This is a genomic window from Streptomyces sp. NPDC048424 (assembly GCF_040651555.1).
Taxonomy (GTDB): Bacteria; Actinomycetota; Actinomycetes; order Streptomycetales; family Streptomycetaceae; genus Streptomyces.
On sequence record NZ_JBEZKE010000067.1, the window covers coordinates 1 to 10,854 of the forward strand.

General features: G+C 70.4%; 10 protein-coding genes. 7 read left to right on the plus strand and 3 right to left on the minus strand.

All coding sequences use genetic code 11. The features are described 5' to 3' along the window. Positions 1-355: 355 nt before the first annotated feature. The gene (locus AB0D29_RS38270) at positions 356-505 is read right to left on the minus strand and encodes a hypothetical protein (RefSeq protein WP_362860458.1); all 150 of its coding nucleotides are present in this window, start codon (positions 503-505) and stop codon (positions 356-358) included. 674 nt (positions 506-1,179) lie between these two features. Between AB0D29_RS38270 and AB0D29_RS38275 the strand changes: the two genes are divergently transcribed. Next, a complete protein-coding gene (locus tag AB0D29_RS38275) occupies positions 1,180-1,773 on the plus strand; it encodes a hypothetical protein (protein WP_362860459.1) in 594 nt (197 codons plus the stop codon). A 457-nt stretch (positions 1,774-2,230) separates the two neighbouring features. Here the strand turns inward: AB0D29_RS38275 and AB0D29_RS38280 are convergent, their stop codons facing one another. Further along, positions 2,231-2,947, minus strand: coding sequence for a GntR family transcriptional regulator (locus AB0D29_RS38280; RefSeq protein ID WP_362860460.1), 717 nt, complete (start codon positions 2,945-2,947; stop codon positions 2,231-2,233). A gap of 202 nt (positions 2,948-3,149) precedes the next feature. On the opposite strand from AB0D29_RS38280, the gene traA reads away from it, so the two are divergent. From traA to AB0D29_RS38310, 6 genes are all read left to right on the plus strand, one after another. Next, positions 3,150-3,707 carry a plasmid transfer protein TraA gene (gene traA / locus AB0D29_RS38285; RefSeq protein WP_362860461.1) on the plus strand — a complete coding sequence of 186 codons (558 nt, stop codon included), beginning with the start codon at positions 3,150-3,152 and terminating at the stop codon, positions 3,705-3,707. A 16-nt stretch (positions 3,708-3,723) separates the two neighbouring features. After that, positions 3,724-5,748, plus strand: a complete 2,025-nt coding sequence (locus tag AB0D29_RS38290) for a sporulation protein SsgA (protein WP_362860462.1) — start codon at positions 3,724-3,726, stop codon at positions 5,746-5,748. 172 nt (positions 5,749-5,920) lie between these two features. Next, positions 5,921-6,445, plus strand: coding sequence for a hypothetical protein (locus AB0D29_RS38295; protein ID WP_362860463.1), 525 nt, complete (start codon positions 5,921-5,923; stop codon positions 6,443-6,445). Then, positions 6,442-7,539 (plus strand): DUF2637 domain-containing protein, encoded by a 1,098-nt coding sequence (locus AB0D29_RS38300; RefSeq protein WP_362860464.1) that lies wholly within the window; start codon positions 6,442-6,444, stop codon positions 7,537-7,539. Before AB0D29_RS38295 ends, AB0D29_RS38300 begins: the two co-directional genes overlap by 4 nt. Next, positions 7,536-7,886, plus strand: coding sequence for a hypothetical protein (locus AB0D29_RS38305; RefSeq protein ID WP_362860465.1), 351 nt, complete (start codon positions 7,536-7,538; stop codon positions 7,884-7,886). The genes AB0D29_RS38300 and AB0D29_RS38305 overlap by 4 nt, the downstream gene beginning before the upstream one ends. 738 nt (positions 7,887-8,624) lie before the next feature. Next, entirely contained in the window at positions 8,625-9,851 is a 1,227-nt protein-coding gene (locus AB0D29_RS38310) for a hypothetical protein (RefSeq protein ID WP_362860466.1), read from the plus strand. 78 nt (positions 9,852-9,929) lie between these two features. On the opposite strand, the gene AB0D29_RS38315 is transcribed toward AB0D29_RS38310, so the two are convergent. Continuing rightward, complete coding sequence (locus tag AB0D29_RS38315; protein WP_362860467.1) at positions 9,930-10,130, minus strand: hypothetical protein; 201 nt, start codon at positions 10,128-10,130, stop codon at positions 9,930-9,932. Between the last annotated feature and the right edge of the window lie 724 nt (positions 10,131-10,854).

Consider the following 10,854-nt stretch of genomic DNA (forward strand, 5'->3'; position numbering starts at 1 on the left):
AGGCGCTGCGGCAGTTACCACTCCCCAGCCCAGTTCAGCACCCGCGTGGTGACTGGTGACTATGCGGACTTACCTCTGCACGGGGGTGTGGGGGGTGGAGGAGGAGCCGACGTATCGAGAATGCCTAGGTGTGTTCTGTACTGAGGCTTGTACCAGGGGCCGTAATGCATGAGCTGTGATCGTGTTGATCTTGTGGCGGGGGCGGTCTCGCGTGCACGCGTGGGCACGTGCACGGGTGCACGCGGTACGCGCGGCACGAGTTCGGTTCGGCGGGGTGCAGCTGCTCGTGCTCCTGGTGCTCGTCGGCGGCCGGGCTCGCGCTGTGCTGCGCGGCCCGGCGTGCGCCGGCCACTGATCAGAGCTTGAGGAACATGTACAGCGCGCCGAACGCGGCCAGGGCTACGGTCAGTGCCGGAATCAGTGCCGGGTAGCTGACGGCGATGACGCCGCCGAGGACTGCCCCGATGAGCGCGGTCGCGATGGTCGTGCGGTTGTCGCTGGGCATGGCTGTGCCTCCATGGGTGCCGGAAAGGGTGGCCCACCCGGTCAGGCCGTGGTGGGGGGGATCACCTTGGAGGAGCGGCCACTTAGCCGCGCAAGTCCCTCCATCCCTTCGGCGGTCTCGCTCCGCCGCGGACAGGGCTGGCGCTGAGGGAGCCCCAAGAATGCGCAGGATCCTCCCCGATTCCCAACTAGGAACATCGGGGAACAACGGGCCCCGGCAACTGCCACCTCCGCGCGCCGGCGCTGGATCAGAAGGGCAGATTCCAGGTGAGGACCCCCGACTTTGGTTATGGGGGGAAGCCAGCGGAAGTCATCACCGGCGGGCCGTGCCGGCCGGGAGCGGGGCGGAGACAGGAGCGGTCGGCCGGCGGAAGGGCCGCCGACGGCGGCCGCGCCGCCGGTCTTGACCGAGTAGAGAAAGTTCTACCGCGCGATCCGGGAGGCCGGTCTCCAGCACGGTTCGGTGGCCCCCCACCGTGAAGTGCTGACCCGTACAGGCCTACTCCGTCAACCGTTGGTAGTAGCCCGGCGGCCGCGCTGGATCGTCCGCACGCCGTTCCCGATGAGGTTCACCGGCGTCTCGGCCCCGGCGAAGAGCAGGATGAACCGCGTACGCGTCCAGTTCGCGCACCCCACTCCCTTGCCGGCCCCGGCGGGCGGCGTACGGTCGTCGGCATGAGCTACGAGACACCCAGGTCGTCGGACGGCACTCGCCTGTGCGCGTGGTGCGGCGGCCCGGTCAAGCAGTCCGGCGTCGGCCGGGCCAAGGAGTACTGCAAGCAGGGCTGCCGAGAGCTGGCCTACCGGCAGCGCAAGCAGCAGAAGCTGATCGACGCAGCGGTCGCCGCCGCTCTTGTTTCGTCAACTGACGATCGCTCCATTTCGTCAACTGACGATCGAATTCCGGCCCCTAAATCGTCAGTTGACGAAACGATGTCTGTGCAGGTCAACCCAGTGATTCCCGCTCCTGCGGTTGAGCCCGATCCCCCGGCGGTGGTGCCTGTCGTGCACCCGGTGTCGGCGGTCGAGGAGGCCCGGAGGGAAGCGATCGAGGCCGCTGCGGCGTATAAGGCCCGGCGCCGGCGCAGCTCCATGACGGCGTCGGCCATACCGCTTCTGCCGGAGACCCCCACCGGTTCGGGGGAGCCGGCCTCGAACCCGTGGATCCGTGCCGTCGAGCGGGCGGCACAGGTGATGGAGCAGGCGTCGCCCTCCGAGGACCAGGAGCACGTGGCCGGAGAGAGCAACCCGCCCACCCACGGCGCTTAGGCCCGTGGGTCCCCGCGGCGGTGCGGGAGACAACGGACGACACGCAGTCCAGCCCCAACGAGACCCGCACCGACGCGGAGCGACCGTGACGGGCTCAGACGGAGCGCGGCAGCAGCTGCTCCCCGCCAGCCCCAGACGGGCGGTGCGCTCGCCTCACGCGCCCGCATCCGTGACGGCGGGGGTACGGCGCCCAGCCCCAACGCCGGGCTGGTACACGGCCGCTCAGGGCCACCACCCCCACCCCTTCCGCCGCTGGCCGCTTTTGCTGATCCGAGCGCGCCCGCAGTCGCCGCCCGGAGGTGGCCGCGCATGCCATTTGACGGTAGGCGCGTCTGTAGGCCCGCCAGAGGCTCGCGGGCGGTCCTGAGCGGGCCTGTTGGGCCCCAGAGGCTCCCAGGACAGCAGAGAGCCCCCGCCAGGATCGGCAGGGGCTCTCAGGCTTGACAGGGGCTTAGGGCTAGAGGTCGGTCCACCAGCGGAGGACGGTCGAGCCAGAGACGACCTTGACGCCGACCTCGACGATGCGGCCGTCCTGGAGGTAGACGGTCCGTACGACCTGGCTGACGCCGACGGTTCCGGTGAGGCCGAGCGCGGCCTTCTCGATCTCGGTCGCGTTCCTCATGGTGACCTCTTCGAGGACGCCCTTCTGAGGGCTGCCGAGCCGAGCGGACGCGAGCTCGCGAGAGCCGCCCGTGCTGACGGGCTCCGTGAGTTCGGGCACGACGTCGATGACGTATGCCGGGTAGTAGCTGGACGAGTAGTGCACCGGAACGCCGGCGCGGCTGACGACCCGGCGTCGAACCGCCACGGGGGTCCCCGGCTCGACCTCAAGGCGGCTGGCCACGATCTCGTCCGCGGCAACGGTGCCGATCTCCAGGATTTGGGAGGTCTCCCCCTCCGACAACGCCTTGCCGGTCTCAGCAAAGTTCCGGACGCGACCCGCGATGTTGTCGCTGGCAGGCGCGGCGGCGACCGTACCGACGCCAGGCTTCGCGATGGTCAACCCCCAAGCCTTGAGCTGTGCGTACGCCCTCACGGCGGTCTTCATGCTCACCTCGTGCGCGTCGCAGACCTCCCGGAGTGAGGGGAGCGTCGCGCCTGCCGGGATGACGCCTGTCCGGATACGTCCGGCGTAGAACGCGGCGATGCCCGCGTACCCCTCGCCCTCGCTCATCAGTCTCTCCCTCGGAGCTCGTGCTGGACTCCTGGTGAGTCCAGCTGTGTACGTCCGACGGTAGACCACTTTCCCCTTGCGGTACAGCACTGGATCCAGTGCTGGACTTTGAGAGGTCCAGTGCTCTACCGTGATGGAGGCAACAGGCCGCCAGAGCAAGGCATCTGGTGGGCCATCACTTCCACGCTCGGAGGGCACGTACATGGCCAGCACCGGTACTCCTCCGCCGCGACCGTCCACCCCGCCCACGGCGGGTGCGAACGGCACGCAGGCGAAGGCGAACAACACGAAGAACTTCGGGTTCTCCCCCCAGATGGGCTTCACGGTCAACGTGAACGCCAACCGGCAGACCAACGGTGTGCCCTCCCAGGGCGGCGGCTCCGCCGGAGCGCCGGGAGGCTCCAGCCAGTCCCTGCTCCCCGCCCCGGAGTTCGCCTCCCCGGCGCAGGTCCGGAACTACTGCAACGCGGTGCGCGCCGCGATGTCGATGATGGCGTTCGAGCTGGCCATGGCCGCCGAGATCATGAAGGCCACCCTGGCGCAGGTCCCCGACCCGGAGGGCCGTATCGGGGCTTCCAAGGTCCGATCCTGGAAGGTCGCCAGGAAGCTCTCGAAGAGCGCGGACGCCGCCCTGGACGCCGCTAAGAACGCCGCCGCCACGTACGCCGCGTTCCAGCGGGAGTACGAGGAGGAGATCAACCGTGTCCGCCACCGTGCCCGGCGCCCGCAGGCGCAGCGCATGGACTGGGCCCAGCAGTAGAGCGGGGGCGGAGACCATGGGCAAGGACGTAGAGAAGGTGGCCGAGGAGCGCCTCAACGGCGAGTCCAGCGCGGCCGGGGTCAAGGCGTGGCTGTGGCACCGGATCAAGCCGCACACCCCGCCGTGGCTGATGGTGGTCGGGACGGGCATGGTCGGGGGCGGCGCGAACCTGATGTGGGCGGACAGCGCGTTCGCGGGTGCTGGCCTCACGCTGGTGTCCGTCGGCCTCACGGCCTCCACCTGGTTCGCGGCCAAGACAACTGGCCCCCAGAGGCGGCTCCACTCCGCCATCACTGTGGCCGCCGCGTCCTCCTGGACGACGTGCGCCGCGCTGGCCGGGCCGCTCACCGGACCCCTGCCGGACCTGTACCTGATGGGCGGCGGGGCGCTCGCCCTGTCGTGGAACATCCGGCAGATCATGCGCCACAACCCGGATGCGGCCCCGGCCGGGAACTCCGCTGGCCTTTTGGACGCCATCGGCCTGGCCAAGCTCAAGCTCGGCAAGGCGAAGGTCACCGACACCGGGCAGGTCCGCGTCCCCTTCGAGCTGGACAAGGGGGCCACGGCGGAGGAGCTGACGAAGGTTCTCCCCAACCTGGAGTCCGCCACGGACGTTCGCCCGGGAGGGTTCCGGGTGGAGAAGAACCCCGAGTCGCACCGGCACGGCGTCCTGGTCGGCGTGCCCGTGGACCCGCTGTCCGGCACCACCTGGTACCCGGGCCCGTCGGCCCCCGGAGGCTCCATCACCGAGCCGCTCGTCATCGGCACCTACGACGACACCCTCCCCTTGGAGATGCTCCTCCCCAAGGGCGTGCACTGGCTCATCGCGGGCGAGACCGGATCCGGCAAGACCGAGGCCGCCATGGACATCCTGTCCGAGGTGCTGACCCGCACGGACGTCGCCGTGTGGCTGTCCGACCCGGTCAAGCGCGGCATGGACCTGGGAGGCCTGTTCTCCGCCTGCGACTGGGTGGCGCTGGAGCCCGACGACGTCGAGTCGATGGCCACGGCCGTCATGCAGTCCACCCCGCACCGCGCCGAGTGGCTGCGCCGCCACGGCTACCGGAAGTGGGAGCCCGCGTGCGCGGTGAGGCAGACCGACCCGGCGCACTCCTGCCAGCCGGGCCAGCCCTGCGGCTGCGCCGGACTGCCCTTCCTCCTCGCCTGGTTCGAGGAAGCCGCGGAAGCGTTCGCACGCCTCGACGAGGAACTGTTCAAGCAGGCCGCGAACCAGATCCGCGCGACAGGCGCCGCCCTCGTCTTCTCGCTCCAGCGCCCCAGCCACGACCAGATGTCCACAACCGTCCGCGCCGCGCTCCCCTCCGCCCTCGTCTTCGGCATGGACGAGCGGGACGAGACCCTCGCGCTCCCGGGCGACGTCCTCGACGCCGGCGCGCACCCCGGCCAGTGGGGTGCCGGATACCCGGGCTACTGCTACCTGGTGGAGACCGGCACCCCGGTGGCACGCCAGATCACCCCGGCCCGCACCTACCGCAACGACCCCGTCGTCTTGGAGTGGGTCACCGCGACCTTCGCCTCAGTCCGCACCCCGGACGCCGGACAGGTCATGGCCGCCGTCGCCACCGCCGTGGCGGGCCAGCGGTACACGAACCGTGCCGCCCTCTCCGGAGCCTCCCTCGGCGAGGAGCAGGCCCCGGAGACCTACTACGACGACGAGGAGAGCACGGTGAACGAGCGGCTCGTCGACGCGGAGGACGAGGACCTGGACCCGTCCGCAGACCTGGACGAGTCGCAGGCCGGGGACGACACACCGCTTGTCCCGGCCGACACCCGGCCCGACCTCGGCCCCGAAGAGGCGCGGGAGGCGATGGAGGTGCTGCTCGACGAGTGGCACGCCATGGGCCGCCGCACGGTCACCCCGGCGGAACTGCTCGCGTACTCCGAGCAGATCGGCCGCAAGACCACGTGGATCAAGAACGTCATCCGCGACATGCGGGCGGAGGGCCGCCTCGAAGAGGACCTCAAGGCGAAGAAGCCCGGGGTCTACAAGATCCGCCCGCGCCAGACCGCCGGGGTCTGACCCCCCTCTGACCGGTCAGGGTCGCTGACCCCCGAACTCCCCCAGGTGGGGAGGGGGTCAGACGCCCTGACGGGGTCACACCGGTCAGTCCCCCGTCAGACCCCCGTTGACCACATGCAGTGGGCCGACCCGGTAGCCCCCGGATCGGCCCCGACACCCTCGGAGGAAACCCGTGAGTGCCAACCCGCAGTATCCCGCCCACGACCGCCCGATCACGACCGACGACCTCCTCGCCGCGCTTGTTCCGGACACCCCCGCCGGCGCCCAGCAGACCGACCCGGCTCCCACCGCTCCGGCCCTGCAGCCGGTCCTCGATGTGGCTGCGCTCCTGGAGCTCGCCCGCCGCCAGGGCGCCCTCGAAGCCACGGTCACCCAGCAGACCCCGGCAGGGCTCCCCGCTGTCCCGGAGAAGTCGAGCCCGATCGTGCCCCGGTGGGCCGTCGGCACCGCGGTGGCCGCCGTCGGCATCGGCGTCGGCGGAATGCTCCTCGGGTTCGCCCTCGACCTCCTCGCCACTGGCGCCGCCGCCGTCGCGGCCGGGATCACCGCCGCCGCGCCCATGCTGCTCCTCGGCGCGGTCTTGGTCGCCGCGCTCCTCGGCCGCCGTTCCGGCAAGGGCGATGGCGGGTTCGAGGTCACGCAGACCGTCGTCCAGACCATCACCAACACGGTGAAGTCGACGGGGGGTCGTCGGTGAAGCTCGACACGCAAGCCCAGGTCGACTCGGCCGAGCGCACCCTCCGGCTCGTGTGGGCGATCGTCTTCGGCGCGGTGCTGTTCTCGATCCTGACCGTCACGCCGCTCGTCGAGCAGGTCACGCCGGACGAGTGGGACTGGACCGCGCCGATCCTCCCGCTCGTCGTGGACGCCGCCGTCATCATCGTGGTCCGCGTCGACACGATCGTCGCCCGACTCGACGGAGACGCCGGCGCCTGGCCCGTGGTCCTGCGCTGGCTCACCGGCGCGATGACGCTCCTGCTCAACGTCGGGGACTCCGCGCTCAAGGGCGACATGGTCGGCGTCGGCGTGCACATGGTCGCCCCGACCCTGCTCATCGTCACAGCCGAGGCCTCGCTCAAGTGGCGCCGGGCGATCACCGTGGCGACCGCCCGCATCGAGCGTGAGCGCGCCAACGAGCGTGAGCGCCTGGCCCGTGAGCGCCGGGAACAGGAAGACCGCTCACGGGCGGACCGGGAGGCCAGGGAGAAGGCTCATGCCGACGAGCGCGAGCGCGCCCGGCAGGCCGAGGATCGCCGCCGTGCCCAGGAGCGGGCCGACCGTGAGCACGAGCGTGAGCAGACGGCCCGCCTGGAGCGTGAGCGCCTGGAGCACGAGGCCCGGATGGCGCGAGAGGAGCGCGAGCACATCGCCGAGGTCGAGCGGGAGCGCCGGGCGGAAGAGGCCAGGCGCCAGAAGGAGGAGGCGGACCGCGCCGAACGGATCCGCCGGGATGAGCAGCAGCGCCTCGAACGCGAGCGGCTGGCCAAGGAAGCGGCCCAGAAGGCCGAGCGAGACAGGAAGGCCGCCGAGGCCCGCAGGACCGGACCGGCGCCCGTGAGCGCCGCCGTGAGCACCGCCCGCCCGGCCGTGAGCGCCACCGTGAGCACCCCCGCTCACAACGCCGCTCACGACGCCCCGGCCACCGAGAAGATGAGCGAGAAGGACGCCTTGGAGGCGGTCGCGGCCGCCGTCATCGCAGGCCGCTCACAGCGGTCCGTCGCCGCGCTCACGGGCTGGTCCACCGGCTGGGTCGCCAAGCAGTTCAAGGACCTTGAGGAGGTCGCAGCATGAGCACCTTCGTCACGACCAGCCACGGCGCCGACTTCTTCGGCGAGGACCGTCACCTGACCAAGTCCCTAGCCTCCCTCGCCGACTACGCCCGCGGCTGCCTCGCCGCCGACGAGCGCGACCAGCTCGTGCAGCTGCTCACCGCCCAGGAGATGGCCGAGGTCGGCACCGAGCAGTCGATCCCGGCCGCCGTCGCCGGACGGCTCGCCGACCAACTGGGCCGGATCGCCCGTAACCACTACCTCCGCTCGAAGCGCCTTGCCGAGGCCGCCGCACTGCTGGCGGCCGCCGCCGGCCGCGCCGCCGCTGACGGCGAGCCGTGGCAGTGGCGGATCGAGACCAGCCCTTGACTGGCTAGCCCCCCGCGCTGACACAACAGCCCGGACCGGATACCGGTCCGGGCTTCTTCCGCCCGTCGAAGTCACATCCGACCCAAAGGGCTACGAGCGTCTTTGCTCTGATGGACAGCCACATGTGCCAGGCTCTGCCCCATAAGCTCCAGAAACGGCAACGAGCCGGGGCTCTGACCTCCCGGCTCGTCCGCCTCCAGTCCTCGCCGATACGAGAACAGGTGACGTTGCTCGATGACGAGCGTACGAGAGAACCGCGCGACCGCGCCACAGCACGCTGCCGTGCCGGGACCTCGGTGCCACTGCGGCACCCCTCTGGTCCACATCCCCGGCAAGCGCCCCAAGGTCTTCTGCTCCCCCGCCTGCAAAATGCGGGCAAAGCGGGCAACGGAAAAGGCCAAGGCAGAGGCAGCTCGACCCCCCGCCGGCGGTGCGGGGCAGGACCGGCCCGAGCCAAAAAGTAACGCGGGCTTTAGTAGTAAGGGAAAATCTCCGTCCACCGCAGGTCAGAGGGGGTCTGAGACCCCGGCGGCAGCCAAAAAGGAACAGCCGAAGACGGACCCTCGCGACGAGAGGTTCCAGCGTCGTGACGCTCACCAGACTGTCGCGCTGAGCGAGGCGTTCAAGGCCTGCGGCTACCGACTCACGAACGGCAAGGCCGAACTGCTGTGGAAGCCCGGCGAGGCGACCTTCGGCGGCACCTGCCGGTGCAACAACGTCCACATCTGTCCGTGGTGCATGAGCCGCATCCTCGCGGTCCGCGCGTCCAACGTTCAGCTCGCCTCGGACGGCCTGGCCGACGCCGGGTACGGACTCCACCTCGGGACGAACACGCTGCGGCACTTCGAGCGGATGAAGTACGGCACGGTCCGCAAGGGGATGAGGCACGGCCTGGTCGCGGTCCTGCACGACGGCTGGGCCGGTGCGTACGGGTCCGCCGGCCGTCGCTGGCGCCGTCTCCGGACCGACTTCGGGATCGTCGGCTACGAGCGGGCCTTCGAGGACACGTTCGGGTGGGGCACCGGCTTCCACCTCCACTGGCACACGCTCTGGGTCACCGAGACCGTGCTCGCCCCCGAAGACCAGGACGCGTTCGCGACCGCGCTCGGTACCGCGTGGGCCGAGTCGGTAGAAGCCGCGGGCGGCTACAAGGTCAGCGACACCTGCGACCGCCCGAACTGCTCCTGCGGAGGCAAGGGCCACGGGTTCGACCTCCGCCCGCTCAACGCTGGCGAGGAGGGGCAGGCGGCCCGCTACCTGTACAAGGACGGTGACAAGGCCAAGGGCGGCGTCGCCAAGATCGGGCTGGAGCTCGCCTCCGACAACAAGAGCGGCCGGGCCTTCGGGCGCATGGGACCGCTGGAACTGGGCGACGCGGCGGCAGCCGAACTGCTGCAGCTCGGTCAGCCGGGGCCGCTCGTGGAGAAGTACCGAGAGCGGGAGTTCGGCGTCTTCCAGGTCCGCAAGCACTATCGCTCCCAGAACCTCAACAAGCTGATCAAGGCGCTGGAGATCCCGCAGGACACCCGAACCGACGAAGAGATCACCGACGACACCGAGGGCCTGACGGCCATTGCGGTCATCCCCGCTGGCACCTGGTACCGACACATCGCCCGGCGCCCCGGACGTCGCCTCGACCTCATCAAGGTCGCAGAGGTCTACGGCCTGCCCGGTGTTCGGCGCCTGGTCGAGTCCTGGGACCTGGTGTGGGGCAAGGACGTCCTCGACCCTCCGGCCGGGACCGCGACGCCTGTAGCCCCTGGCGACCTCGACGCCGACCAGCTCGCGTTCCAGGTGATGCCGAAGGAGGAGGCGGAGTTCAAGGCCGCGCGTCGCGCCGCGAACGAGGTGCGCAAGGACGACGTCGCCGCCGCGCTCCACCGCTTCCGCAACCCGAAGGAGCCGATCCGAGTGAAGGTCAGCTTGAAGAAGCCGATTCGGGCCAAGCGCCAACCTGCCGCGTAACGCAGAACACGACGACCCCGGCCATCCTTGGTCGGGGTCGTCACGCGTTCACCGGTCTGCTCATCGTTCCAATGAGCACTAACTCGCTCCACCTGCGGGGCCGGTGCCGAGGGTGCGCCGGCCCCGCAGCATGTGCAGCGCCGGATCGCCATCGGCCACGTCCTGGTGCTCGACGTCGATGCGCTCTGCGGCGAGGCGCCGTGTATTCGAGGACGGCGTCGCCGTGTTCCTGGTGCTCGTCGTCGGACCGGTGCCCAGCGGGCGGCGCGTGGTGCTCATGACGGAAGTCTGCCGTTCGTCGAGGAGTTCCCCAGCCCTGGGGAACCCCCTTTGTCCACTCACCACGTTTGATCATGCCCGGGGCGTCCCCGGCAAGACCCCGGACGACCGCTTACCGGGCTGGCTCCCTGCCGCCCCGATGGCGACGAGAAACCTCTCTCTGGCTGACGCAGAAAGAGGTGTCGTTCTCCGATTCGGGCTTGCCCACGGGGTCTGACCGGCGACGACGCCGAGATCGCCGGGAGGGGGGGTCCCACCGCCGGTCCTACCTCCGGTGCAACCCCTAGTCCGCCTCTGCACGCAACCGTCCAGCCGCCCTCCGGTGCAACCTTCAGACGTCGCCGCACGGGTGCGGCCACCCCCTGGGCAAGCCTCCACTGGGCAAGCCTCCCCGGACCCTGGGCAAGCCCCAGTAGCGCCCCCAGTACCCCCGCAGCAGACTGGAAGTGCGGGGCCCTGTGGAGTGCCCGCATGAGGCGAAGGCCAGACACGTGCGAACCTGCCCGACGCCCGTTCCAAGATCACGTATCGGAGATACCTGGAGTGCTCCGACGGTCGGTGGAGGGGGACGCTGGGGGTGAAACTGCGGGAGAAGCCAGGGGGGAACCTGAGGGGGAAACTGCCGGGGAAGGCGCTGCGGCAGTTACCACTCCCCAGCCCAGTTCAGCACCCGCGTGGTGACTGGTGACTATGCGGACTTACCTCTGCACGGGGGTGTGGGGGG

What these genes read in the sequence shown, in the direction of transcription:
- AB0D29_RS38270 (WP_362860458.1), bottom strand. Translation starts at nt 505, where the DNA reads ATGCCCAGCGACAACCGCACGACCATCGCGACCGCGCTCATCGGGGCA.
- AB0D29_RS38275 (WP_362860459.1), top strand. Translation starts at nt 1,180, where the DNA reads ATGAGCTACGAGACACCCAGGTCGTCGGACGGCACTCGCCTGTGCGCG.
- AB0D29_RS38280 (WP_362860460.1), bottom strand. Translation starts at nt 2,947, where the DNA reads ATGAGCGAGGGCGAGGGGTACGCGGGCATCGCCGCGTTCTACGCCGGA.
- traA (WP_362860461.1), top strand. Translation starts at nt 3,150, where the DNA reads ATGGCCAGCACCGGTACTCCTCCGCCGCGACCGTCCACCCCGCCCACG.
- AB0D29_RS38290 (WP_362860462.1), top strand. Translation starts at nt 3,724, where the DNA reads ATGGGCAAGGACGTAGAGAAGGTGGCCGAGGAGCGCCTCAACGGCGAG.
- AB0D29_RS38305 (WP_362860465.1), top strand. Translation starts at nt 7,536, where the DNA reads ATGAGCACCTTCGTCACGACCAGCCACGGCGCCGACTTCTTCGGCGAG.
- AB0D29_RS38310 (WP_362860466.1), top strand. Translation starts at nt 8,625, where the DNA reads ATGAGCCGCATCCTCGCGGTCCGCGCGTCCAACGTTCAGCTCGCCTCG.
- AB0D29_RS38315 (WP_362860467.1), bottom strand. Translation starts at nt 10,130, where the DNA reads ATGAGCACCACGCGCCGCCCGCTGGGCACCGGTCCGACGACGAGCACC.